23 protein-coding genes and 4 riboswitches are annotated in these 24,276 nt (G+C 37.7%); of the genes, 18 read left to right on the top strand and 5 right to left on the bottom strand.

The window, feature by feature from the left end; translation table 11 throughout:
* Nucleotides 1-40 precede the first annotated feature (40 nt).
* From BGM26_RS20155 to BGM26_RS20130, 6 genes are all read left to right on the top strand, one after another.
* Nucleotides 41-1,381 carry a cyclic 2,3-diphosphoglycerate synthase gene (locus tag BGM26_RS20155; protein WP_217042083.1) on the top strand — a complete coding sequence of 447 codons (1,341 nt, stop codon included), beginning with the start codon at nucleotides 41-43 and terminating at the stop codon, nucleotides 1,379-1,381.
* Nucleotides 1,382-2,334: 953 nt separating this feature from the next.
* Nucleotides 2,335-3,792 (top strand): protein adenylyltransferase SelO, encoded by a 1,458-nt coding sequence (locus tag BGM26_RS20150; RefSeq protein WP_217042082.1) that lies wholly within the window; start codon nucleotides 2,335-2,337, stop codon nucleotides 3,790-3,792.
* A 364-nt stretch (nucleotides 3,793-4,156) separates the two neighbouring features.
* Nucleotides 4,157-4,546 carry a VOC family protein gene (locus tag BGM26_RS20145; RefSeq protein WP_217042081.1) on the top strand — a complete coding sequence of 130 codons (390 nt, stop codon included), beginning with the start codon at nucleotides 4,157-4,159 and terminating at the stop codon, nucleotides 4,544-4,546.
* Between the two features lie 124 nt (nucleotides 4,547-4,670).
* Nucleotides 4,671-4,750: riboswitch (ZMP/ZTP riboswitch) on the top strand.
* A gap of 385 nt (nucleotides 4,751-5,135) precedes the next feature.
* A riboswitch (glycine riboswitch) is annotated at nucleotides 5,136-5,216 on the top strand.
* 139 nt (nucleotides 5,217-5,355) lie between these two features.
* A complete protein-coding gene (locus tag BGM26_RS20140) occupies nucleotides 5,356-6,555 on the top strand; it encodes a phosphoglycerate dehydrogenase (RefSeq protein WP_217042080.1) in 1,200 nt (399 codons plus the stop codon).
* 544 nt (nucleotides 6,556-7,099) lie between these two features.
* Nucleotides 7,100-8,272: a ParM/StbA family protein gene (locus tag BGM26_RS20135; protein WP_217042079.1), complete on the top strand. Its 1,173-nt coding sequence runs from the start codon at nucleotides 7,100-7,102 to the stop codon at nucleotides 8,270-8,272.
* Between the two features lie 14 nt (nucleotides 8,273-8,286).
* A complete protein-coding gene (locus BGM26_RS20130; RefSeq protein ID WP_217042078.1) occupies nucleotides 8,287-8,889 on the top strand; it encodes a hypothetical protein in 603 nt (200 codons plus the stop codon).
* Nucleotides 8,890-8,950: 61 nt separating this feature from the next.
* Here the strand turns inward: BGM26_RS20130 and BGM26_RS20125 are convergent, their stop codons facing one another.
* The gene (locus tag BGM26_RS20125; RefSeq protein ID WP_217042077.1) at nucleotides 8,951-10,141 is read right to left on the bottom strand and encodes a coenzyme F420-0:L-glutamate ligase; all 1,191 of its coding nucleotides are present in this window, start codon (nucleotides 10,139-10,141) and stop codon (nucleotides 8,951-8,953) included.
* Nucleotides 10,142-10,412: 271 nt separating this feature from the next.
* Here BGM26_RS20125 and BGM26_RS20120 point away from each other — a divergent pair, with 271 nt between their 5' ends.
* The 5 genes from BGM26_RS20120 (at nucleotide 10,413) to queF (ending at nucleotide 15,183) form a co-directional block, all read left to right on the top strand.
* Nucleotides 10,413-11,303: a LysR family transcriptional regulator gene (locus BGM26_RS20120; RefSeq protein WP_217042076.1), complete on the top strand. Its 891-nt coding sequence runs from the start codon at nucleotides 10,413-10,415 to the stop codon at nucleotides 11,301-11,303.
* A 172-nt stretch (nucleotides 11,304-11,475) separates the two neighbouring features.
* A riboswitch (Lysine riboswitch) is annotated at nucleotides 11,476-11,658 on the top strand.
* Nucleotides 11,659-11,784: 126 nt separating this feature from the next.
* Nucleotides 11,785-12,633 (top strand): transporter substrate-binding domain-containing protein, encoded by an 849-nt coding sequence (locus BGM26_RS20115; RefSeq protein WP_217042075.1) that lies wholly within the window; start codon nucleotides 11,785-11,787, stop codon nucleotides 12,631-12,633.
* Between the two features lie 183 nt (nucleotides 12,634-12,816).
* A complete protein-coding gene (locus tag BGM26_RS20110; RefSeq protein ID WP_217042074.1) occupies nucleotides 12,817-13,569 on the top strand; it encodes an amino acid ABC transporter permease in 753 nt (250 codons plus the stop codon).
* A 17-nt stretch (nucleotides 13,570-13,586) separates the two neighbouring features.
* The gene (locus BGM26_RS20105) at nucleotides 13,587-14,321 is read left to right on the top strand and encodes an amino acid ABC transporter ATP-binding protein (protein WP_217042073.1); all 735 of its coding nucleotides are present in this window, start codon (nucleotides 13,587-13,589) and stop codon (nucleotides 14,319-14,321) included.
* A 188-nt stretch (nucleotides 14,322-14,509) separates the two neighbouring features.
* A riboswitch (PreQ1 riboswitch) is annotated at nucleotides 14,510-14,556 on the top strand.
* Between the two features lie 126 nt (nucleotides 14,557-14,682).
* Nucleotides 14,683-15,183, top strand: a complete 501-nt coding sequence (gene queF / locus BGM26_RS20100) for a preQ(1) synthase (RefSeq protein WP_217042072.1) — start codon at nucleotides 14,683-14,685, stop codon at nucleotides 15,181-15,183.
* 147 nt (nucleotides 15,184-15,330) lie between these two features.
* On the opposite strand, the gene phaC is transcribed toward queF, so the two are convergent.
* Genes phaC through BGM26_RS20085 form a run of 3 tightly spaced genes read right to left on the bottom strand, consistent with a single transcriptional unit; the run spans nucleotide 15,331 to nucleotide 17,682 of the window.
* Nucleotides 15,331-16,413, bottom strand: coding sequence for a class III poly(R)-hydroxyalkanoic acid synthase subunit PhaC (phaC, locus tag BGM26_RS20095; RefSeq protein ID WP_217042071.1), 1,083 nt, complete (start codon nucleotides 16,411-16,413; stop codon nucleotides 15,331-15,333).
* A 34-nt stretch (nucleotides 16,414-16,447) separates the two neighbouring features.
* Nucleotides 16,448-17,191, bottom strand: a complete 744-nt coding sequence (locus BGM26_RS20090; RefSeq protein WP_217042070.1) for a 3-oxoacyl-ACP reductase — start codon at nucleotides 17,189-17,191, stop codon at nucleotides 16,448-16,450.
* A gap of 32 nt (nucleotides 17,192-17,223) precedes the next feature.
* The gene (locus BGM26_RS20085) at nucleotides 17,224-17,682 is read right to left on the bottom strand and encodes a DUF4349 domain-containing protein (RefSeq protein WP_217042069.1); all 459 of its coding nucleotides are present in this window, start codon (nucleotides 17,680-17,682) and stop codon (nucleotides 17,224-17,226) included.
* Nucleotides 17,683-17,901: 219 nt separating this feature from the next.
* Between BGM26_RS20085 and phaQ the strand changes: the two genes are divergently transcribed.
* From phaQ to BGM26_RS20070, 3 genes are all read left to right on the top strand, one after another.
* Nucleotides 17,902-18,318 (top strand): poly-beta-hydroxybutyrate-responsive repressor, encoded by a 417-nt coding sequence (gene phaQ / locus BGM26_RS20080; RefSeq protein ID WP_254119818.1) that lies wholly within the window; start codon nucleotides 17,902-17,904, stop codon nucleotides 18,316-18,318.
* Nucleotides 18,319-18,597: 279 nt separating this feature from the next.
* Nucleotides 18,598-19,140, top strand: a complete 543-nt coding sequence (locus BGM26_RS20075) for a hypothetical protein (protein WP_217042067.1) — start codon at nucleotides 18,598-18,600, stop codon at nucleotides 19,138-19,140.
* A 69-nt stretch (nucleotides 19,141-19,209) separates the two neighbouring features.
* Nucleotides 19,210-19,629, top strand: coding sequence for a MaoC family dehydratase (locus BGM26_RS20070; protein ID WP_483297830.1), 420 nt, complete (start codon nucleotides 19,210-19,212; stop codon nucleotides 19,627-19,629).
* Nucleotides 19,630-19,645: 16 nt separating this feature from the next.
* Here BGM26_RS20070 and BGM26_RS20065 read toward each other — a convergent pair whose 3' ends face one another.
* Nucleotides 19,646-19,786 carry a hypothetical protein gene (locus tag BGM26_RS20065; RefSeq protein WP_217042065.1) on the bottom strand — a complete coding sequence of 47 codons (141 nt, stop codon included), beginning with the start codon at nucleotides 19,784-19,786 and terminating at the stop codon, nucleotides 19,646-19,648.
* A gap of 211 nt (nucleotides 19,787-19,997) precedes the next feature.
* Between BGM26_RS20065 and BGM26_RS20060 the strand changes: the two genes are divergently transcribed.
* The 4 genes from BGM26_RS20060 (at nucleotide 19,998) to BGM26_RS20045 (ending at nucleotide 23,721) form a co-directional block, all read left to right on the top strand.
* Complete coding sequence (locus tag BGM26_RS20060) at nucleotides 19,998-20,189, top strand: hypothetical protein (RefSeq protein ID WP_217042064.1); 192 nt, start codon at nucleotides 19,998-20,000, stop codon at nucleotides 20,187-20,189.
* A gap of 182 nt (nucleotides 20,190-20,371) precedes the next feature.
* Entirely contained in the window at nucleotides 20,372-21,820 is a 1,449-nt protein-coding gene (locus BGM26_RS20055; RefSeq protein ID WP_217042063.1) for a DEAD/DEAH box helicase, read from the top strand.
* Nucleotides 21,821-21,857: 37 nt separating this feature from the next.
* Nucleotides 21,858-22,103, top strand: a complete 246-nt coding sequence (locus BGM26_RS20050; protein WP_217042062.1) for a glutaredoxin family protein — start codon at nucleotides 21,858-21,860, stop codon at nucleotides 22,101-22,103.
* Nucleotides 22,104-22,311: 208 nt separating this feature from the next.
* The gene (locus tag BGM26_RS20045; protein WP_217042061.1) at nucleotides 22,312-23,721 is read left to right on the top strand and encodes a vWA domain-containing protein; all 1,410 of its coding nucleotides are present in this window, start codon (nucleotides 22,312-22,314) and stop codon (nucleotides 23,719-23,721) included.
* Nucleotides 23,722-24,276 lie beyond the last annotated feature (555 nt).

Genomic DNA, 24,276 nt, shown 5'->3' with positions numbered 1-24,276 from the left:
ATAATTATAATAATTCATTGAAATTATAGGAGAGAGTGCTATGAAAAGAAAAAATATTATTATTATAGGTGCGGCAGGAAGAGATTTTCATAATTTTAATACGTATTATCGTAATAATGAAGCGTATAATGTTGTTGCTTTTACAGCAACACAAATTCCAGATATCGATGGACGTAAATATCCAAGTGAATTAGCGGGCGAACTATATCCAGAAGGGATTCCCATTTATTCACAAGATCAATTATCAGAGTTGATTAAAGAGTTACAAGTAGATGAATGTATTTTTGCGTATAGTGATGTTAATTACGAAGATGTGATGGGCGTAGGCGCGATCGTGAATGCAGCGGGTGCTAATTTCACACTGCTTGGACCAAACAGCACGATGTTAAAAAGTAATAAACCGGTCATTTCTGTTTGCGCTGTGCGAACTGGAACTGGAAAAAGCCAAACGTCGCGAAAAATTATCGAAACGCTGATGGAGCATGATTTAAAAGTCGTTGCAGTGAGACATCCGATGCCTTACGGCGATTTAAATGCCCAACGTGTTCAGCGCTTTGCGAAAGTGGAAGATTTAAAAGAACATAATTGTACGATTGAAGAAATGGAAGAATATGAACCACATGTGGCACGAGGAAATATTATTTATGCTGGTGTTGATTATGCTGATATTTTGGCAGCAGCTGAAAATGATCCAGATGGCTGTGATGTGATTTTATGGGACGGAGGAAATAATGATTTCTCTTTCTTTCAGCCTGATTTAGCTGTTACTGTCTTAGACCCACATCGCCCAGGGCATGAGCTGAAATATTACCCTGGCGAAGTATGCTTAAGAACAACTGACGTGGCCATCATTAACAAAGTTGATAGTGCAGCTAAGGAAGCCGTTCAAATCGTAGAAAATAATATAAAATTCGCAAATCCAAATAGCACGATTATTAAAGCTGAATCAAAAATAACTGTTGATGACCCTGAGAGTATTGTTGGAAAACGCGTGTTAATCGTTGAAGATGGTCCGACATTGACACATGGAGAGATGAAACTTGGTGCAGGTACAGTTGCGGCGGAACGTTTGGGTGTGAAGGAAATCATTGACCCACGTCCATTTGCGGTAGGTACAATCACTGACACGTTTAACAAATACAAACATGTTGAAAATGTCCTTCCAGCGATGGGATATGGCGAACAGCAATTAAAAGATCTTGAAGAAACAATTAATAAAGCTGACTGTGATGCAGTAATCATTGGCACTCCAATCGATTTAACACGCATTATTTCGATTAATAAACCATGTACACGTGTACACTATGATTTAGATGAGATTGGCAGTCCAAACCTAAGCGATATTTTAAAAGGTTTTATCCAAGAACATAAACTTGTGTGATAAACATCCGGTGCCACTCAAATAATTAGAAAAAGACTATAGACACATCAGTTGTTGCTAGTCCTTTTAAATGTGAGCGTCAAAGAAAGCAATATTGAAAAAAACTATTTCAATTCGGTTTCATAACCTCATTTAGATACATTACGGAGAACCGTATCATAAGTAAATGAGGTTTTTGCTAATTTGTAAATGTAGGTTGTCTCAATGCAACTCTTTAGAGGCAGCCTATTAATTTATTTAAAGTAAAGGCATGAGCCTTGCTCAGGATTAATAAGGAAATAAAAGGTTTTTGATGGTGGCCTTTGGTCGGGTGTAACTAAATGAGTCAATTCCATTTTTTTATTTAAAATAATTAATTAATCCAATTGTGATGAAATTGGAGGGGAAAGGTAGTCTGTCCTTGAACAAAAGGATGGACTATTTCTATTTTCTGAATTATACAGCTAGCTGTACTGAAGTAAAAATACAAAAGGAGGGTAATATGAACATAAATTAGTCGAATTTAATACGACAATGTAAGTAAAACTAGAGCAAAAATAGTTTTCAGATTTAACCATTTATCATTTTTTACATATTTGGGTTTATTATGAATCCAACGGTAAGCCGTACCGTAAATATAGGCAATAAAGTTGAAGAGGCAGAATTTTGCTGTCTGAGACAGGAAGCCATATTTAAATTATTTAATTGATTGATAACCCTTTGCTGTTGACTCAATTCTTGCATCATTGTCTGAATAAATTCCTCAATCACCTGAAAGGAAAGTCACATTTGCAATTAACATTTACTTAAAAGAGCGCTATCTTTCGGCGAAAACGGTATAATAAATTGGAAGAAGTAGACATTAAAGAGGGACTACATTTGTGTCTTGACGGAATATAGATATCTAAAAGTAACATAAAAGGTTTATGGTTTTTATCTAGGGAAAAAATGACGAAAGAAGTAAAGGAGAAACTATGACAAAAGAAACAGGATGGAACTTTGACAACAGTTATGCCCGTCTGCCGAAATCATTTTTTTCTGGCATCAACCCAACCCCCGTACGCTCACCGAAGCTGATCATTCTCAATAATCAGTTGGCAGCATCCCTCGGTTTGGACGTTAAGAAGCTGCAAAGTGAAGATGGCGTATCGGTGCTTGCTGGTAACATGATTCCAGAAGGTGCTTCACCTCTTGCTCAAGCTTATGCGGGGCATCAGTTCGGGCATTTTAACATGTTAGGAGACGGCCGAGCTGTGCTGCTAGGCGAGCAGATTTCGCCCCAAGGTGAGCGGGTTGATATTCAGCTTAAGGGTTCGGGGAGAACGCCATATTCCCGCGGGGGGGATGGTCGAGCGGCACTTGGACCCATGCTGCGTGAATACATTATTAGCGAAGCAGTAAATGCGCTTGGAATCCCTACAACCCGTAGTCTAGCAGTAGTGACAACCGGGGAGCCAGTAATACGCGAAACCGATCTGCCTGGTGCAATTCTGACTCGTGTGGCTGCTAGTCATCTACGCGTTGGTACCTTTCAATATGTTGTAAAATGGGGCACACCCGAGGAACTCCGAATCCTAGCTGACTATACAATTAAGCGTCATTTCCCAGACATTGAAGCCGCAGAGGACCGATACCTTTCGCTACTGCAGGAAGTGATCAAGCGTCAGGCTGAGCTTATTGCCAAATGGCAACTCGTTGGCTTTATTCATGGGGTGATGAACACTGACAACATGACCATTAGCGGAGAAACCATCGATTATGGTCCTTGTGCCTTCATGGATGCTTATGATCCGGCTACGGTATTCAGTTCCATTGACATTCAAGGCCGCTATGCTTATGGCAATCAGCCGTTTATTGCCGGGTGGAATCTTGCGCGATTTGCAGAAACGCTATTGCCGCTTTTGCATGATAATCAGGAGCAGGCTGTCAAACTGGCTCAAGATGAGATTTCAGGTTTTACTGAGTTGTATCACTCTAATTGGTTCGTGGGAATGAGAGCAAAACTGGGGATATTTAACGAAGAGGTACAGGATGAAACTCTTATTAATGACCTCCTTAATATGATGGAGAAGTATCGTGCGGACTACACCAATACCTTTCGCGCATTTACTTTTGATAGACATGAGGATACGGTCCTATTTGGGACCCCAGAATTTGCTCAGTGGCATAAGCTCTGGCAGGCAAGGCTTGGTAGACAGCAGGAATCGAAAGCTTCCTCGAATCAGTTGATGCGGAACAGCAATCCTGCGCTCATCCCACGGAACCACCGGGTAGAAGCAGCGCTTGAAGCCGCAGTGGAACATGGAGACTACAGCGTGATGGATCGGCTTTTGGATGTTCTTTCGGACCCTTACGCTCACACCGCCGAACAGGCAGAATACTCCACATTGCCTGCGTCAACAATCCCTTACCGAACCTTTTGCGGTACCTGATTTTAAGCATTAGAGAAAATAGGAGCATTCCGCTTTTCTCAATAAGGTTGACGCTTTATCATGTTTTACAATTAGTATTTTGTTAAAAATGAAGGCTATTTTCTAAATGATTGTTGTTTTTAAATAGGTTTTGTATGAAGTTGATTGGAGCGGAAGGTGCGAGACTCCTGCGGGAGTAGCGGGACAGGTGAGACCCCGCAGGCACAGGGTGCCGAGGATGCTCATCGCCCGCCCCGCGGAAAGCGAGCATCCTGGAGCGGAAATCAACTAGACCTCTTTTTTGTAAAATAGCAACAAAGTTTACGAAAACAGCAAATTGAAAATATGTAAAAACAGACTAACTAGCTGAAAGGAAGAGAAGAAGATGATTAATAAAATTGGACAAATTATGTTGTATGTCAATAACCAAGATGAGTCATTGAAATTTTGGACAGAAAAAGCGGGATTTATCGTAGTGTCTGAACAAGATAATGGCCAAGGATTAAGATGGGTCGAAATTGCCCCAACAAAGGATGCAGAAACGAGTATCATTCTCCACAATAAGGAACTTATTGCTAAAATGCAGCCGGAATTAAATCTTGGCACTCCATCGTTAATGTTTTTCACGGAAAAACTCGATCAATTATATAAAGACCTTTCCGATAAAAATGTTACAGTTGGGGATATTATGACGATGCCTTTTGGCAGAGTATTTAATTTTGCGGATACTGAAGGAAATTATTTTGCAGTCATGGAGAAAGGTGAAGCACAGTAAAGGAATGGATGTTAAGGGGAAACTGGAGAACTGAAATCAGATAACCTAACTAAATATTTTTAATATAGAAACATCTTTTGGCTTGAAGGTTGCTAGAGAATTTGTTAAGATGAAACAAATGAAAAAGGCTATGTGTAACTGGCGAAAACGGATAACCGTGGGGGAGCACATAGTGTCGAATAGTCGTTCGCCTGGGCTGAGGTAAGGGGATTTTCCTCTTACCTCTTTATGTTTATTAGGGGGAGATGGTTCCGAATAAGAGGTTGATATATCTTTACATTAGTATAGAAAAAAATGATTTATGGCCATTTTCCGCTTTAAAAAACTAGGCTGTTTTCGTAAAGTTTGTTGCTATTATAACGTGATTTTTATCAAATAAATCTGAGTTGATTGGAGCGGAGGGCACTTGACTCCTGCGGGACTAGAGGGAAGCGGGAGACCCCGCAGGCTGTAACGCCGAGGAGGCTCCCGTCCCTCCCCGCGGAAAGCAAGTGCCTGCAGCGGAAATCAACGGGCAACCTTTGTAGGCTAAAACAACCAAAAACTAAATAATTAGAAGGCTATGATTGTTATGGATCACACTATAACAGGAGCAGCTTCTGGAGAGATTGCAGGATAACTGCAACGCCGAAGGGTTCAAAATCTCAGGCAAAAGGACAGAAGAGTAACAAATACCTATTTGTTATTTTTTGTCGTTTGAAGAGATTGGAGAACACCAGTCTCTTTTTTTATTTCCATATTGTCTAAGATTAATAGAAAACGAATAAAAGAAATTCTAAAACCATCATATATAAAGAGGAGACAACACTATGAGCACATTAACTTTAGAGAAAGTGAAAACAATAAAAACATTAAATAGTATTGCTGAAAGCGGGTTAAATGTATTTAATAACGATCATTATACGATCGACAATGACAGTGAAAATCCTGATGCCATTATTGTTCGCAGTTTTAACATGCATTCAATTGAGTTCAACAATCAGTTAAAGGCAATTGCACGAGCAGGGGCAGGTGTCAATAATATTCCTGTCGACAAATGTACAGAGCAAGGAATTGTTGTTTTTAATACTCCTGGAGCTAATGCCAATGCGGTTAAAGAAATTGTACTAACCTCATTAATGGCCTCATCCCGTAATCTTTTTGCCGGTGTGAGCTGGGTTAAAACATTAGCGGGTGAAGGAGAACAAATTTCAAAGCTTGTAGAAGCAGGGAAGAAGCAATTTGTTGGTAAAGAAATTAAGGGGAAAACACTAGGTGTGATCGGTCTAGGTGCGATCGGTGCGCTTGTTGCGAATGATGCGCTCGATTTAGACATGGATGTAATCGGCTTTGACCCGTTCATCTCTGTCGATACGGCTTGGAACTTGTCCCGTAATGTACAGCGCGCGATGACGATTGAACAGTTGTTTGCCAACTCTGATTATATTACCGTACATGTTCCACTTACAGAAGACACAAGAGGGATGTTTAATGAAGCAACCTTTAGCATCATGAAGCATGACGTTCATATTTTGAACTTCTCTCGCGGTGAGCTTGTGAATGAAAAGGACATGGCGGCAGCACTCGAAAGCGGAAGAGTTGGTAAATATATTACAGACTTCCCGAATGAAAATGTGTTAAAAATGAAAAACGCTGTTCCAATCCCTCATCTTGGTGCGTCTACGAATGAATCGGAGGAGAACTGCGCCATCATGGCGGCTCGCCAGCTGAAGGAATTTCTCGAAAAAGGAAATATCAAAAACTCAGTCAATTTTCCAAACGCTTCTCTCCCTTATACAGGAAAGCGCCGTTTGACAGTTTTCCACCAAAACGTTCCAAACATGGTTGGCAAGATTACATCTGCTGTATCAAATTATCACTTGAACATTGCTGACATGGTGAACAGAAGCCGAGGGGATTATGCCTATACGATTATTGACATTGATAATAAAGTAAACGGCGATATCATTCCAGGTTTAGAGGAAAAAATCAGCCAGACCGAGGGCGTTGTTTCAGTCCGGATTATTTAAACATAGTGACTTTGCTGCTCATATATATAATCGTTAATAAAAGGGGTATGGAGACTCGTACCAGAAGTAACTGCAAAATTCCCCGAAACTAGATGTTAGAGAGGTCCTTTATCAATTTATCATCGATAGAGGGCCTGTTTTAACTTTTTTATTTTATCCCCTATAAATCGGTATCTTGTTTCTCCACATGGGAATTCTTTGTTCTGATGGTAGGATTAGGGCAAAGATAAAGATATTCATCCAATGTTTACAAATTTGTTTACAAGTTTACGAAACGTAAACGTTTGTGTGCATATATGTTTACTTGTATACGAATGCGTCCACATCCTTTGGAAGCAAGATTGTACGCGTTTGTTATCGAAGTTTACGAAAATGTGTACAAAAAGCAATCAGTTTACAAGATGTTTACAGGTTTACGATTATATTTCTTTTCAGTGGTAATCATTGAAGAATTTATTATATCCCTTTAACCTTAAATAAGAGAGGCTTGTTAATACATAACTTCTTATAAAAATAAATCTATTAAATGAAAAGGGATGATCTTTTGTCTAAAACGAGAATTGCAGCTGTGGATGTTGGAAATGACTCGATTAAGGCTATTTTTGGGGAATTAGAATACGAATTAAATATTCCTAACATTGTCGCAAGAGACACGGAAGACCGTCCAGTCATTGGGATTGAAGAATTAAATAATAAAAATCCTTTAGATGGTATTCATATAAAGGTGCACTCCCCTGCTTTGAAAGAGAATAATGCCATATACCGTATCAGTCATTTAGCAACTAAAAGTAATAATGCTACCGAATTAGACCCTGGAAGCAGTAAATCAGAAGAAGACCAAACATTGGTGATGCTGTTTGCAACCTTGGCGTTAGATGCCGTTAGAGCGGAGAATGCAAATGTTTTTCCTCGCTCGAAAAATGTCATTGATGCCAACTATACATTAGGAACCGGCCTCCCCCTTCGTGAGGTGAAAGAAGGAAAAGATGTGGGGTACCGCTCGAAATTGGTTGGGTCTGTCCATCAAGTAGAATTTCTCGTCACACCTAAATACCAAGGTTTGAAAGTAAATATTAAATTTAATGAAGTAAAGGTCTATCCTGAAGGATTTGCCGCTTATATTAATCTTGTCATGGATAATAATTTAAAAATCATTAATAAAGATTTAATTGATAAGAGAATCCTTATTCAAGATATCGGGGGCCTTTCGACAGATATCGCAGTTATTAAGAATCGAAATGTCGATGATGATAAGGCGCAAGGATTTAACCTCGGTGTATCAGAATCACTTGAGGCCGTTAGAGAAGAAATTAGAACAAAACATGGGGTAGAATTAGACAGCCGCCGCGATGTGGTCGAGATTATTACGAGGAAAAATGATCGGAATCATATTATGGTGAAAGGAAGCCGGACGAGTGTTCATGATATTACTGATCGGATTCTTCTAGAATTAGCCAAAAAGCAATACCGCCTATTGCGCAATGTGTGGCAGAAAAACTCACAAACTGAAATTTGCTATTTTGTCGGTGGAGGGTCTAACGTATTAAAAGAATATATTAAAGCATTAAATAATAGTTTGGACGGATATAATATAGAATTTTTTGAGGATGAAAAAGAGAGTATTTGGATGATGGCAAATGCCTACTATAAGCTAATCACTGACTTTGTGAGGAAAACAGAGAAGCAAAAGGCAGTTCAAGAGCCGGTAAAGAACTGATTTAAGGTGATTATATGAAAAAATCCGCTTCGAGTGAGATTAAGAGGGGCCAAGCGATTTCTTTCCGTGTCCCATCTAATACACCTGACCATTTACTAAAGCATTTGCAAAAGTTAAAGGAAACTGAAAGAAGGAATTTTTCAAGCAAAATGGCCGAGTTTGTGTTGCAAGGAGTGGGAAATGCCTATTCAAGGGAAAGAGAGACAATCACGATTCCCCTGCCAAAAAAATTAAGCAAATCCCAACGAGATTGGTTGAAGCATGAACACTCAGAGGCATTACTGGGAAGTATTATTTATCATTTGTTATCTGATCCGGTTCGGTCTACTTCATTACTTGCTTCAATGAATAGTGGCTCATTGGATATAAATCAGGCATTGTATCTGCAAGAAGAGGAAGCGATGAGTGAAAGTAAGATTGAAATTTCAAAGAGTGATAGCTTTATAGTAGAGACGGCAGTTTCATCCGATGTTGATTTTTCAGATGATGACTTAAGTGCTTTTAATTGGGAAACCGCAAAACAAAACCAGCCGCAGCCTGAGGAAGAAAAGAATATTGAAATAGAAAATAACTTTGATGATCTTCTGGGGGATTTTCTTGCCAGTATGAATAAATAAGAATATATAAAAAGGGCTGACCTAAATAATGGTCAGCCTTTTGTGCGGTGCCTGTCACCTTTTATTTCGTAAAGTTATCAAAATAACCTTGGATAAAGACAATCGGTGTGCCTTTATCTCCGCTTCCAGAGGTTAAATCGGATAGCGAACCGATAAGGTCAGTCAGTTTTCTTGGTGTAGTCCCTTGTGCTTCCATTGATCCGACAAGATCAGATTCTTTATTGCTAATAAATTGAGATATCGCTTGTTTAAGTTCTTCCCCTTTTAAATTAGCAAAGTTATTATCAGCAAGATATTTTAACTTTATTTCATTAGGTGTACCTTCAAGTCCTGATGTGTAAGCCGGGGACACTACTGGATCTGCAAGCTCCCAAATCTTACCTACTGGATCTTTGAATGCCCCATCACCATAAACCATGACTTCGACATTTTTGCCCGTCTTTTCTTTAAGTATTTGCTGGATTTTATCAACGATAGGCTGGCAATTACGCGGAAAAAGTTTAATCCCATCTTCAGTTGATTTATTTGCTCCTAGCAGCCCATAAGCTTCGTTACAGCCACTGCCATCAATAGACTCTGATAAGATGTTATCTAGGCTATAAATTTTATCTCCGCCATTGGCTTTTAAAATTCTCTTCGTTCTGAATCTCGTATGTATATCACAAGTAAGAACATTTTTAGTGTAATCTAAAATTGTCTTTGGATTATTTGAAAAAATAACTTCACATTCAACACCGTATTCTTCAACTAACGATTTATAATAATCAATATAATCAACACCGGTAAAAGTATGTTTATTATAGCCAAAATGATCACGGAATTGTTTTTCTGATAAAATATCTGTCCAAGGATTAACTCCCTTTTCATCAAGCATATCCATATCGACTAAATGATTCCCAACTTCATCGGATGGATAGCTAAGCATTAATACAATCCTTTTGGCTCCTTTTGCAATCCCGCGAAGACAGATGGAAAAGCGATTACGACTTAAAATAGGGAATATGACGCCAATCGTATCTTCACCAAACTTGGAACGAATATCCTTAGCGATATGATCAACTGTCGCATAATTACCTTGAGCTCGAGCAACGATTGATTCTGTTATAGTAACGATATCTTTATCATTAATTTTAAAGCCTTCAACTTCTGAAGCTTTTAACACACTATCTACAACAATCTCTTCTATATTGTCCCCTTGATTGATGATCGGGCAGCGAAGACCTCTGGCAACTGTTCCAACTACTCTTTCCAATACGATCGCTCCTTATTAACCGAATGAATTTCATTAAGCATCTTTTTGATTGAAAAACGAACGTTTTTTTTTAATAGTATATAATGTTCGTTTTATACAGAATGATGTTATATATTTGATTAACTTTATTCGTTTTTCGGTTAGGTTTAATACATAATGAAATAAACTCAACTAATAAAGTTATTTTATTATGTCCTTACTTGTAATATACACGATTTTAGTGATATAAGTAAAATGACAATATTGAATGGTAGGTATAAGAGGTGCTTATATGATAGGCAAATTAGATTTATATAAAGTATTTTGTCAGGTAGGAAAAAGTGAAAGTTTCTCTAAGGCAGCAAAAGACCTTTACATGACACAACCAGCTGTTAGCCAAGCGATCATGCAATTAGAAAATGAATTAGATATACGCCTTTTTAATCGAACACCTAAAGGGGTAACTTTAACAAATGAGGGCAGCCTTTTATTTGAATATGTTCATTCGGCCATTAATTTAATTCAGGCCGGGGAGGAAAAGATTCTAGAGTTTAAGAATTTAACGACAGGGGAATTAAAGATCGGTGTGGGTGATACGATTTCTAGACATTTTTTACTTCCTTATTTAGAAGCTTTTCATAATAAATATCCGAATATTAAGTTTAAAATTGTTAATGGTACCACGTTGGAGATCTGTTCGATCCTGAAATCGGGAGGGGTTGATATTGCCATTTGCAATTTTCCTATTGATGACCCCACATTAGAACTAATCCCATGTATTGATATCCATGATATTTTTGTTTGCGGGGAGAAATATAAGGATCTTTTATCCAAACCAATGAGCCTTGATGAAGTAGTAAAACTGCCATTAATCCTACTTGAGCCGAAATCAAATTCCAGAAAATTTGTAGAAGATTATCTGATCTCTAATGGGATAAAGATTTCGCCGGAATTTGAATTAGGCTCCCATGAATTATTATTGGAGTTTGCCAAAATGAATTTAGGAATTGCATGTGTGATTAAAGAGTTTTCCCAAGAGGATATAAAAAATGAATTATTGTATGAAGTACAAATAATTGAAGAAATACCAATGAGAAATATAGGGGTATGTTTTTTGAAAAGTGTTCCTCTATCACCAGCTTCAACAAAATTTGTTGAGATCATCGAACATAAACAGATATAAACGATTGAACCGTTAATAAATTACTTCTAAAAAAGTTTTTTTATCGTAAATGATATGTATTACGGAATTCAATGGAATATATATATAGGTAGTAATACATATAGGCTCATTGACAGATAGAGTACATTCTTGTAAAATATATGATAATCGAATAAAAGGCCTCACTTTTTACTAGTGAGGTAGAGGCGCGGTATTTATTAGTCCTTAGAGGAGTTTGAGAATCGATGATTTTAAGGAGAAGGAAATGCTGCCGAAGTTTGTAATATTTCTCTGTATTACTTGCTGGGTCTGTAGTTAAGAGCTGCAGGACTGTCTCAATAAACGTACCAGTTTATTGAGGAGTACTATCTCATTTTGGTAAAGAAGAGGATTTAGGGCAACTTTACATATTGCGACCTGAGTTCATCTCAGGTTTTTTTTGTACAGGTTGTCCTTTTTGAGTTTTCAAAAACATAAACTTATATAAAAGGAGAGGAAAATGATGAGGAAAAAAACATCTATATTCATAACGATGTTCCTTTCGGTCATTTTGCTGTTAGCAGGATGCGGAACGAAGGAATCCGGAAGTTCAGCGACGCCGGGAACATCTGAAAAGAAAGAAACATTTAAGATCGGTTTGGAAGCCGGTTATGCACCATTCAACTGGACTCAATTAGATGATTCCAACGGTGCAGTTAAGCTTGATGGCAATGCCGAATACGCGGGTGGTTATGATGTTGAAATTGCCAAAAGAATTGCAGCAGACTTAGGGAAAGAATTAGTCATTGTGAAAACGGAATGGGATGGCCTTGTACCAGCCTTAGTATCAGGCAAAATTGATGCAATCATCGCAGGAATGTCACCGACAGAAGAGCGGAAGAAGACGATCGATTTCTCAGAAAACTACTACACATCCCAATTTGTCATGGTTGTCAAAAAGGGTGGGGCTTATGAAAATGCTACTTCAATCCAAGACTTTAAGGGTGCGAAAATAACCGGTCAATTAAACACATCTCACTATATGGTAATCGACCAAATTGAAGGCGTTATTCAACAGCCAGCAATGGATAACTTCGCTGCAATGCGTGTTGCCCTGGAATCGGGTGTGATCGATGGTTATGTGTCAGAGCGTCCGGAAGGGATTAGTACATCTGCCTCCAATGATAAATTTGTCATGATTGAATTTAAAGATGGATTTGTTGCAGATGAAGAAGATACGGCTGTTGCAGTCGGACTTAAAAAAGGCAGTGAACTAACAGAGCAAATCAATAAAACATTAGCTTCTATTTCTGAAGAAGAACGTCAGACGATTATGGATAACGCAATTAAAACTCAACCAGCTGCAGAATAATGATTAAGTCGGACCGGCTGTTTTCGCAGCCGGTTTTTGTTGCCGAAATAACTAAGCACAAGCAGTCTTTCTCTTTAAGGGCAAACGGGGATCAACTTCGTCTACCAAGAAGACTATGAATCTCCTATCTGCATCTCCCTGAAGATAGGCGGCTTGTGCTTTTCTCATTAAAGGAGGGAAAGTATGAGCTTAGAATGGATTATCTCAATCCTAGTCAATAACTGGCCAATGTTTCTTCGCGGAGCGGGAATGACACTTCTTATCTCTATTATCGCAACGATTATTGGTGCAATCATTGGCTTATTAGCGGGGGTTATTCGAACGATTCCCGTTCCTGAACGAAGAGGGAAACGAGTATTTCTGAAAACAGTAAATGCCATTCTAACGATGTATATCGAGTTTTTCCGTGGAACGCCAATGATTGTGCAAGCGATGGTTATCTATTATGGTTCTGCTTTAGCTTTTGGTTTAGACATGGACCGAACATTCGCTGCAATCTTGATCGTCTCCATAAATACAGGAGCCTACATGGCAGAAATTGTTCGCGGTGGCGTGATTTCGATCGAAAAGGGGCAATTTGAAGCAGCTCAAGCGATCGGGATGAATCATATTCAAATGATGTTTAATGTTGTATTGCCTCAAGTAATCCGAAATATTTTACCTGCAACCGGCAATCAATTTATTATTAATATTAAAGATACGTCCGTTCTGAATGTCATTAGTGTAACGGAGTTATATTTTCAAACTAAATCCGTCGCGGGAATGAACTTCAGATATTTTGAACCGTTCTTTATTGCATGTATTTTATACTTCGTAATGACTTTCTCTGTTACATTAATTCTCCGTTATTTTGAAAGAAAATTAGACGGTCCGGATAATTATAGTATGATTGGCCACCATTCGCCAACACCGCCAAATGGCAATCCAAATCAATAAAGGAAGGAGGAGCAAATTTGGAAAAGGTAATTGATATTCAACATTTAAGCAAATCCTTTGGAACTCATGAAGTATTAAGAGACATTGATTTTTCCGTTAATAAAGGAGAAGTTGTTTGCATCATTGGTTCCTCTGGATCCGGAAAATCCACCCTTCTTCGTTGTATTAATCTGTTAGAAAAACCAAGTGGCGGCCAAATTATCTATCACGGAGAAAATATTCTAGATGATAAACATGATATCCCCGCTTACCGCACAAAGTTAGGGATGGTTTTCCAGTCATTTAACTTATTTAATAACCACAATGTGATAAATAATTGTGTTGTTGGTCAAGTTAAAGTGTTAAAACGTTCCAAAGAAGAAGCTGAAAAAACTGCGTTGAAATATTTGAAAGTCGTTGGAATGGATCAATATGTTAACGCAAAGCCAAAGCAATTATCGGGTGGTCAAAAACAGCGTGTAGCCATTGCTAGAGCCCTTTCGATGGAACCAGATGTCATGTTGTTTGATGAACCAACATCTGCTCTTGACCCTGAAATGGTAGGAGAAGTTCTAAAAGTAATGAAGGAACTGGCTGAAACAGGACTTACTATGTTAATCGTTACGCATGAAATGGAATTCGCGAAGGAAGTTTCTGACCGTGTCGTATTTATGGACAAGGGCGTTATTGCAGAAGAAGGAAGTCCAGAGCAAATTTTCAATCATCCAACCCAAGAACGAACGCGGGAATTCTTGAAACGAACTTTAAAATAGATTTAACTGTCCAAATGTTTCCGCGTATGGTTGGTTGTGGTTCAAACTGATCTCGGGAAAAGAAATTTGTGCTGCTACGCTGCGAATAAATATATTCAAATAATATAATAAGAAAATCTTACGTAAATTTCTATTTGACGTTTTACTAGGTGTTCTATATCATATGGTGAAGAGATACCCGTACTTGAACGGGAGAGGTTCATAGCTGATACCCTCTATAAAAAACTATGGATTCATGACAATATGCCATGTCCATACCGGACGTGGCTTTTTTGTTTGATCTTTTTAGTTTGCCATAGATTGGTCGGAGGAAGCTCTCTTGAAAAAAGTGTTGGGGTATATTTTACAAGGGGGTTTTACGATGTCTGGCAGAAGCCATGAAGAAGGTTTAAAGGATTTGACATTATTAGGTAATCAACATACAAAGTATTCATTTGATTATGCACCCGAGGTATTAGAGGCGGTAGATAATCTTCATTCGAATCGTGATTATTTCGTGAAATTTAATTGTCCGGAGTTTACTAGTTTATGCCCGCTGACACATCAGCCTGATTTTGCAACGATGTACATCTCCTATGTTCCGGATAAAAAAATTGTCGAGAGCAAATCACTAAAACTATATCTTTTCAGTTTTCGGAATCATGGTGATTTCCATGAAGATTGCGTCAATATCATCATGAACGATTTAATTAAATTATTGGATCCTAGGTATATAGAAGTTTGGGGCAAATTCACACCACGCGGGGGTATTTCCATCGATCCATGGTGCAACTATGGGAAACCTGGGACCAAGTACGAAGAGATGGCCCATTTTCGTTTAATGAATCATGACCTTTATCCTGAGAAAGTGGATAATCGATAAGGGACAGTATTTCATACCGAAAATAAGTGTGAAATTTGGATTTACGGATAAAACAAAATTTTTGCGGATCTATTGATTTTTTACAGATAAGCATAAAACCGCTCCAAGTTTTCATGGAGCGGTTTGTTTTTTACAAGTAAATAGGCTTTATTTTGATCGTTCTGCTAACCAGTCACCAATTGCAGGAAAAGTTAGTTTGACTGCTTTTGGCCCAAATGTAACAGATACATGACCTGTTGGCATACATACGTATTTTTTATCCACGCTAGAGATTTTTTCCATTAATGCCTCGACTTGATGAGGCATTGCAATAACATCGCGTTCGCCGGAAATGTTAAGGACATTTGCATTAATCGCACTTAAGTCAACTTTACGTCCGCGCACGACAAGTTCCCCATTAATTAACTTGTTTTGCTGATAAAATTCACGTATCCATTGACGATAGGCTTCTCCAGGGAATGGAATCCCATCCGCCAGCCATTTTTGCATGAGTTTCCAGCTCTCGACAAACTTCGGATTTTCTGAACGGTCATATAAACTAATATAGGGACCGTGGAAATTCGAAAGCGGATCTAACATTTTATTGCCGAAATCGATCATTTCCGGCGGAACATTCCCTAATGTTTCAACCACTTTATCAACATCAAAGTAGCGGTCATCTAGGAAACAACCATATAAACCTGTATTTTCAAAATCAAAAGGACTAGTCATAAAGATTAAGTTTTTAATAGGCAGTTCCGGATGGAGAGAAGCGAAGATCGATGTCATCGTTCCTCCCATACAATAACCTAGGACAGATACATCACTTGCTTTTGATGTGCGAAGAACCTTTTTAACTGCTCGCGGAATATAATCTAAAATATAATCATCAAGTTTCATGTGGCGGTCTTCATAACAAGGTGTGCCCCAATCGAGCATATACACATCAAAGCCTTGATCAAGAAGATATTCCACAAGACTCGAGCCTTTTGTGATATCAAGGATATATGGCTTGTTTATTAAGGCATATACCATTAACAGGGGCGTTTTGTATTTTTTCGGCTTATCTGAAATATAACGATATAATACTGATTTGTTTTTCGTCCAGATCACTTCTTTGGGTGTTAACCCAACTTCAGGCTCCGGATCCGTTGTTAACACTTCCATTGTCCTTTTGAAACGGCGATACGAGCGTTTCGTTTCATCCGGCAGGCTATCTAGTATCTCTTCCATTTGTTTTTCTGCGATCATTTTTCATTCACACCTTTCTTGGAAAAGCAGTAATTTACATAAACAGCCCGCCGTTAATATTCAACTGTTGTCCAGTAATGTAGGCACCATCTTTACATAGGTAGAGAACGCCTTTTGCAATTTCTTCCGGATGGCCAAATCGTTTCTTAGGAACTTTTGCTTGGATTTGTTGGCGAATGTCTTCGGGGATTTCTGTAACCATGCTCGTTTCAATAAATCCTGGACAAATCGCATTTACAGTCACACTTGTTCTTGCTAATTCAAGAGCGAGGGACTTTGTAAATCCAATCATCCCTGCTTTGGCAGCAGCATAGTTCGTTTGACCGAATGCTCCTGTTTGGCCAATGATCGATGAAATGTTAATAATTCTTCCAGCGTCGGATTGTGAGATATAATTTAATGCTGGTGATACCGTGTTATACACGCTATTTAAATTGACATCTATCACTTTTCTCCAATCATCTTCTGAAAGCTTCTTAAATGAACGGTCTCTTGTAATTCCAGCATTATTAACTAAAATATCTAACTGGCCATATGTATCAATCGCTGCATTTACTAATTTAGCAGCTTCTTCCGCAATGGAAACATCTGCCTGTACAGCCAATGCTGTTCCTCCGTTTTCATTAATAGAAGAAACAAGCTTCTCAGCTGCTTGACTGCTGCTATTATAATTTAATACGACCTTTACGCCATTTTGGGCTAATTCCTTTGAAATCGCAGCTCCTATTCCTACCGCCCCGCCTGTAACGATTGCAATCTTGCCATGTAAATTTGCCATATGTCTCTCACTCCTAGGATATTTTAATATATTTATTTATTACTATTTTCCTTTGTGTTGTTACTTTTGTTATTACTCTTTTGATTTTCTTTCAAGAATTGAAGGGCTTCATCAAGTTTACTTCCAATCTCTTTTACTTCTTTCTTCAAAAGAGCCATCTCTTTCTTAACAGCTGAGGATGATTGTTGATTTTCAAGGTTTTCTTCCAACTTTTCTTCTAAATCGTCAACCTTTGTGTCTAAGTTCACAATTAAAGACGACAAATTTGACAAATCTTCACGGGAAGGCAGGTTCATTTGTTCTAAGTACTGCTTAGAGGACTTATCAGTCATCTGCTTAAATAACAAATTCCCTTCCAAAACCTTTCCCATCCACTCGGAAAATTCCTCTGTTTTGATTTGTTCTCCCATTGCTTCTCTCCAATAGTTCTCAACGTTCTTATAGTGATCTTGCCAAATGGAAAATGGGTCAAATGTTTTTTGATTAGACAATGTTCGAGCCCCCTCTTTTAATTATTCTTTTCATATAACAGTGTAGCGATGATTTTAGCAGGAAACAATTCAAACCTTTCTAATAATTTCGACAAAACATGTGCGAAAACTGACGAAAGATGGTAAATGTCGAAGGAGTGAATTTTTTTGAGTTTGACAAATTTTTCTTATAGGTGTAAATTACACATATAAGAAAAAAGTATTTAGGTGATGTTTATTATGACAGACAAAAATGAAACACAAAAAAAGAATATGGAAAAAAGTATTGGGGGCTCTCCAAAAAACTTTATGATTCCGTTTTTATTATTAAGTTTGCGGGGGGGATTTAGTCTGCATGGGTATAAACTGATTCAACAGTTAACCCAATTTGGCTTTTCTTCCATAGATCAGGGGAATGTTTATCGTGTTCTTAGACAGTTGGAAAAGGACGATCTCGTCAAATCAGAATGGGATACATCCAGTGGTGGCCCAGCAAAGCGAATCTATTCATTAACAAATGCTGGCGAGCAATATTTAGATTTATGGGCCGGCTCACTTGAACAATATCAAACAATGTTGGACAGCTTTTTCAATCTGTATTCCAACATGTTTATGCCCCCGTTTTCAAAGGGTAAGGACGATCCTGACGAAAAGTGATCCTGCAGAATATTCTGCAGCCACATAAATTATTTTTTTAAAAATGGCTGTTTTCGTAAAGTTTGTTGCTTTTAAATAATCTGAGTTGATTGGAGCGGAGGGCACTTGACTCCTGCGGGAATAGAGTGAGCGGGAGACCCCACAGGCGGTAACGCCGAGGAGGCTCCCGTCACTCCCCGCGGAAAGCAAGTGCCCGTAGCGGAAATCAACGGGCAAACTTTGAAGGCTAAAATAACAATATATGCGAAAGCAGCCCTAAAAATTAAAGGAGGCGTAATGATGTTTACAAATTCGGTGGAGCAGTCGAAAAAGCTACTTGATACTATGTGGGGAAATTGGGAAAATGGCGTTCAGAAGATATATGAATCTCAACAAGAGTTCGGAAAAATTTCGGTAGAAGCAATTAAAAAACAACAAGAGATGTTTACGACACTGACTTCCAATCTTAAACAAGTGGAAGAAGAAATGAAAACCTCGTTAAATAAAGTCACTCAGTCATTTAAAGAAAATAATAAGTATCTCAATAACGAAGAGGCTGCAAGCTTGCTTGAGAGTTGGAATGAGAAAATGGCTGATATCATCAATCGAATTCAGCAATTATCTGCTACTCCTAGCAAAGCAATGCTGACGATGGTTGAACAATCGCATGAAAGAATGTATGAATCAGTGAAAAAGGCTGTAGAAGAGCAAAATAAAATACAAACAGAATCAAAAGAAGTGATTGAAAAGTTTATGTCGCAGATCAAAGAGTCCCAAAGTAAATGGGTTGATGTGATAGAAGGCCAAACAACTCAAACACTTGAGAAGCTTCAGCCGAAATGAAAGAACCTGTTGGGATTAGGAGGAATGAAATCCCAGCATTCAAAATTAATTGAAAGATCAAGAAATATAATGGATCGGCCTTTTGCAGAAATTGCAATTGGGGATACGGCCACTTTTACGAGGAAAGTGACAAATCAAGACATTCTCGATTTTGCTACACTTACAGAAGATGTAAACCCTATCCATATAGATGAGGATTTCGCGGCGGGTACAATGTTTAAGGGGAGAATTGCTCACGGAATATTAACAGTTGGCTTTATTTCTGCTCTAATTGGCACCATTTTACCCGGAAAGAACGTCATTTATTTATCGCAAAATTGCAAGTTCACTGCACCAGTTCGAATCGGGGATACGATAAAAATAGTCGGAGAAATTATCGATAAACGCCCTAGGAAAAACATTCTGACCTTACAAACCAATGCCTATAATCAAAAAGACGAAATAGTGCTTGAAGGCAGTGCCGTAGTCATGAAGAAGGAGCAGTCTTAGACTGCTCCTTCTTCTATTATTCTATAGTTCTTTTATATTCATGCAGCAACAGGCTAATTTCATAAACGCGATGACCAAGTGATTCAACTTTTTCCTTTTCAAAATGATGATCAAGCAATAACCCAATCTCATACATTGAATTTTCTACTTTATACATAACTATTCCCCTTTTTTTTCATAGTTTGTAAGTTGTAATTACCATTATTTTCTCCAGATTACTTAATTAATATACCTTGTTGGTTTATTTAGGTTAAAAAAAGGATTACTTTTTTAGAGCTTTTAATGAATCCATCCATTCAGAATCGAAAATAATATAATTAATGTTATACTTGGTGAATAGATTGGGTATCTAAAGGAGTTTAATATACATGAAGTACATGAAATCGCAAATGAAACAGCTGATCAATGACAATAAAGAATTGCAAAAGCGCTTAAAAGAGTTGATGGCTGAACACGATCTTGAGAAAAACTTTGCTCTTAAGGCTTTGTACCATTCAGAAGTTGCTGAGGGCGGAAAGTATCAGTTAGCATACCAAGCACTTGACTTGCCCAAAGGGTAAGTCTCTTTTTATTAATTCGAACATTTATTAGCGGAATCATAGTGGAAAAAGGAATTTAAAGAATAATGTTAACGAAGCGTCTTATAATAGAAGAAATTAGCGTATAATGGTAGCTTGTTTAATGTAGTGTAATCTTTACAGAAATGATAAGGTAAATAATCCAAAATAAAAGAGGCTTAGTTATGGGTAAAAGAAGCTTTAATGATTATCAATTAAGTGATGAAATCACAAACGCGCTGAAAAGCTTAGAATATGAAAATCCAACAGAGGTACAGAGTAAGGTCATTCCTCTTGTGTTAGAGAAGATTGATCTTGTTGTGAAATCGCAAACAGGAAGTGGGAAGACAGCCTCATTTGGGATCCCTATTTGTGATTTGATCGATTGGAAGGAAAACAAACCTCAGGCATTAATTTTGACACCAACGAGAGAGCTTGCAGTTCAGGTGAAAGAGGATATCACAAACATAGGCAGATTTAAACGAATTAAAGCAGCGGCCGTTTACGGAAGGCAACCTTTTGCTATACAAAAAACAGAATTAAAGCAAAAGACACATGTAGTCGTCGGAACTCCGGGTCGGGTACTGGATCATATTGAAAGAGGGTCGCTTGCCTTAGAGCGGATTAGCTATCTTGTTATTGATGAAGCGGATGAAATGTTAAACATGGGATTTATCGAACAAGTAGAAGCAATCATAACAAAGTTACCTCGAAATCGTGTGACGATGTTATTTTCGGCTACAATACCTGAAGAAGTCAAAAACTTATCACTTAACTATATGAAAACACCTATCGACATTGAGATTCAAGCGACTGGACTTACGACTGATAAAATTGACCATTCTCTTTTTGAAGTGGATGAAGATCATAAATTTTCGATGCTTCAAGATGTAACGATTGTCGAAAATCCAGATAGCTGCATTATTTTTTGTCGAACAAAAGACCGAGTCGATAATGTATGTGATCAGTTAACTGATTTAGGTTACAGCTGTGATAAAATTCATGGAGGCATGGTACAAGAGGATCGCCTTGATGTGATGGATGATTTTCGAAGGGGAGAATTCCGCTATTTAATTGCGACAGATGTAGCAGCTAGAGGAATTGATATTGAGAATATTACACATGTCATCAACTATGACCTTCCATTAGAGAAAGAAAGCTATGTCCATCGTACGGGAAGAACGGGACGGGCGGGTCAAAAGGGGAAAGCCATTACGTTTGTTACTTCATTCGAAGATCGATTTTTAAGTGAAATTGAAGAATATATTGGTTTTAAGATTCCGATCATGACCACACCTTCAAAAGAGGAAGTCTCAAATAAGAAAGCTGCCTTTGAAGCAAAAATGAATGTTGAACCAATAATTAAAAAAGTAAAAAATGAAAAACTAAACAAACAAATTATGAAGTTGTATTTTAATGGCGGTAAGAAAAAGAAGCTTAGGGCAGTAGATTTTGTTGGAACGATTGCTAAAATTGATGGTATCTTAGTAGAGGATATTGGCATCATCACAATCTTGGACGCCGTTTCTTATGTAGAAATCTTAAATGGTAAAGGTCCTATCGTGCTGAAAGCAATGAAGAATACAACAATAAAAGGTAAGTTGTTGAAAGTACATGAAGCTAAAAAGAAGTGAAGAGATCATTGAAAAGTTATAAGGAGGCGCAAAACGTATGAGCAACCAAGTAATTGTTTATTCCACTAAAGGCTGTACTGAATGCACGCTGGTCAAAGAAATGCTTACTAAGGAAGGAATTCCTTTTGAGGTCAGGGACGTGTTAAAGAATCCAGAATATCAGCCAGAGGTAGAAAAATTCGGATTTATGGGAGTGCCCGTAACCGTGGTAGCGGGTCAAGCGGTAAAAGGGTTTAATCCTGACGAACTAATGAATCTATTAGAAGTAACAAAGGATAGCTAACGAAGAAGAAGCCATGTTCAAAAAACATGGCTTCTTTTTTGTTCTATTTGAAAGAGATAAACCCAAATTACTATGAGCCATAAGAAAAAATTCGGCATTTCCAAATTAATACCATTTAGGTAAAAGGGCCCTTTTCTACCCATCATATTATTACATATACTAGCTATATAAAGGGAATATTTCCCTTTTTGGATGGGAGTTGAAAATTTTGTTAAAGCAATTTCGTTTAATTTTACTATTTGTATGCTGTTTAGCGATGTTTGGCTGCCAACAAAATGAAAAGACGAGTATTAAAAAGAAATCACAAAAAGTTGAGGAAACAACCGCAGATAAAAGTAAAGAAGAAAAAGAAAAAGCTACATATAGCCTGATTGGAGAAGAAATAGAAAAAGAGCCAGCAGGCGAATTGTTTCAAAAATATATAAACGATAAAGAGTTCGCTGATAATGATGAATATTCTAATGCAGCAGAAGAAGCAGTTAATGAATACATACAAAGTATAAAAAAGCTGGATACAAAAGAATGGGGCGCTGAAAAATGGGCGCAATCACTTGTCACAAATTTTCGTACGAATTACAGCAATACAATTCAGCCGATGAAGGATTTTGGAGTCATATACGATGAACTCAAGTTCCCAGACGGTAGACTGCTACAAGATGTCAGTGAGGAGGAGCTTAATAAAGGGCCTGGTAAAGTGAATGTTGCAGTATTACTTGATGCAAGTGGAAGTATGAAAGCAAATGTTTCCGGCGTTAATAAAATGGAACTGGCCAAAACAAGTTTGAAAAGCTTTTCCGAAAGTCTCCCTGACAACGTAAACATTTCACTATCTGTATTCGGACACAAGGGAACTGGTGCAGACAAAGATAAAAATTTATCATGCAGCAGTATAGAAACAGTCTATCCTTTGAAATCGTATCATAAAGAAGGCTTTACTGATGCAATGAATAAATTTAATGCGAGCGGCTGGACACCACTTGCGTCAGCCATTCAAAAGGCTGAAAAAGAATTACTGGAAGCAAGTGATAAACAAACAAAGACATTTATTTATGTGATCAGTGATGGGATTGAGACATGTGATGGTGATCCCGTACAGGCAGCGAAAGATGCGAAAGTTTCCATTACTGACCTCCAAATAAATATCATTGGTTTTGATGTTGATGACGAAGCTGATCGCCAATTGAAAGAAGTAGCAAATGCCGGTAGTGGAGAATACTCTTCTGTTAAAAACAAACAACAGTTGGATGACCAAATAACAAAATCATGGAAAGAAAGTATGAGTAAAACCACATGGCGTTTTTGGTTTGCAGGCAATCATAATAATATAAATTGGAGTTCTGTCGGGATGTCGAATCAACTAAGAGAGCATTTTAATAAGCATATCACTTCTCGAAACAGGGAGTTGGATCGAATGACTGCAGCCTTAAACAGTTTGTTGGAAGCCGATCTCATAGATCTAAACACAAAAATTACTATTTCTGATTTATTATATAAACGTTCAAAAGTTGTCAAAGAATATGCCGATAACATTCAAAAAGAAAAACATCATGAAATTTTTGACACAGCTGATCGATTGAGAGAAATTATTAATAATATGACGGAAGACCTTGATTTATAGGACTGAATAGAAGACATTCAATATGTCTCGAAACCACTGGAAAAAATCCAGTTAAAGAAAAAAGAAGTCGATTACCTACTGTGTGTAGATGATCGGCTTTTTTTGTTTAATGTATATCGATTTGCTTTGACTCTATTAACAGCACAGCTGTGCCACGGTGTTAAGCTAGAAATTGAGATGGAAAGTTGAGGGTTTAAAAATAACGTTATTTTATTCCCTAGTAGTTGTTGACTTCTCTAAAATATAATAGTAATATAGTAAATCTCACCGAGTAAATCTGGCAAAATAGAGTATGGCTCTGTTTTAAGAAGAACTTAGGTGGTTGACAAATAAAAATACATTTGATAAAATGTAATTCTGTCGTTGATACGGCAAAAGTTATTTCAAAAAAGTATTTGACATTAGTGAAGTGAGATGAGATAATGTAATCCTGTCTCGAAAATAGTTCTTTGAAAACTAAACAAAGCAGAAACGTCAACGTTTTAATTTTTAATTTGAGCTAATCTTACTCTTTATTGGAGAGTTTGATCCTGGCTCAGGACGAACGCTGGCGGC

Origin of the sequence: Bacillus sp. FJAT-29790 (genome assembly GCF_019039215.1) — a bacterium.
In the GTDB taxonomy this organism is placed as follows: domain Bacteria; phylum Bacillota; class Bacilli; order Bacillales; family Cytobacillaceae; genus Cytobacillus.
This window is presented reverse-complemented; position numbering and strand designations above follow the sequence as displayed.

Excerpts from the sequence above, each read along its gene's own strand:
- BGM26_RS20155 (WP_217042083.1), top strand. The coding sequence starts at position 41 with ATGAAAAGAAAAAATATTATTATTATAGGTGCGGCAGGAAGAGATTTT.
- BGM26_RS20150 (WP_217042082.1), top strand. The coding sequence starts at position 2,335 with ATGACAAAAGAAACAGGATGGAACTTTGACAACAGTTATGCCCGTCTG.
- BGM26_RS20145 (WP_217042081.1), top strand. The coding sequence starts at position 4,157 with ATGATTAATAAAATTGGACAAATTATGTTGTATGTCAATAACCAAGAT.
- BGM26_RS20140 (WP_217042080.1), top strand. The coding sequence starts at position 5,356 with ATGAGCACATTAACTTTAGAGAAAGTGAAAACAATAAAAACATTAAAT.
- BGM26_RS20130 (WP_217042078.1), top strand. The coding sequence starts at position 8,287 with ATGAAAAAATCCGCTTCGAGTGAGATTAAGAGGGGCCAAGCGATTTCT.
- BGM26_RS20120 (WP_217042076.1), top strand. The coding sequence starts at position 10,413 with ATGATAGGCAAATTAGATTTATATAAAGTATTTTGTCAGGTAGGAAAA.
- BGM26_RS20115 (WP_217042075.1), top strand. The coding sequence starts at position 11,785 with ATGAGGAAAAAAACATCTATATTCATAACGATGTTCCTTTCGGTCATT.
- BGM26_RS20110 (WP_217042074.1), top strand. The coding sequence starts at position 12,817 with ATGAGCTTAGAATGGATTATCTCAATCCTAGTCAATAACTGGCCAATG.
- queF (WP_217042072.1), top strand. The coding sequence starts at position 14,683 with ATGTCTGGCAGAAGCCATGAAGAAGGTTTAAAGGATTTGACATTATTA.
- phaC (WP_217042071.1), bottom strand. The coding sequence starts at position 16,413 with ATGATCGCAGAAAAACAAATGGAAGAGATACTAGATAGCCTGCCGGAT.
- BGM26_RS20090 (WP_217042070.1), bottom strand. The coding sequence starts at position 17,191 with ATGGCAAATTTACATGGCAAGATTGCAATCGTTACAGGCGGGGCGGTA.
- phaQ (WP_254119818.1), top strand. The coding sequence starts at position 17,902 with ATGACAGACAAAAATGAAACACAAAAAAAGAATATGGAAAAAAGTATT.
- BGM26_RS20075 (WP_217042067.1), top strand. The coding sequence starts at position 18,598 with ATGTTTACAAATTCGGTGGAGCAGTCGAAAAAGCTACTTGATACTATG.
- BGM26_RS20070 (WP_483297830.1), top strand. The coding sequence starts at position 19,210 with ATGGATCGGCCTTTTGCAGAAATTGCAATTGGGGATACGGCCACTTTT.
- BGM26_RS20065 (WP_217042065.1), bottom strand. The coding sequence starts at position 19,786 with ATGTATAAAGTAGAAAATTCAATGTATGAGATTGGGTTATTGCTTGAT.
- BGM26_RS20060 (WP_217042064.1), top strand. The coding sequence starts at position 19,998 with ATGAAGTACATGAAATCGCAAATGAAACAGCTGATCAATGACAATAAA.
- BGM26_RS20055 (WP_217042063.1), top strand. The coding sequence starts at position 20,372 with ATGGGTAAAAGAAGCTTTAATGATTATCAATTAAGTGATGAAATCACA.
- BGM26_RS20050 (WP_217042062.1), top strand. The coding sequence starts at position 21,858 with ATGAGCAACCAAGTAATTGTTTATTCCACTAAAGGCTGTACTGAATGC.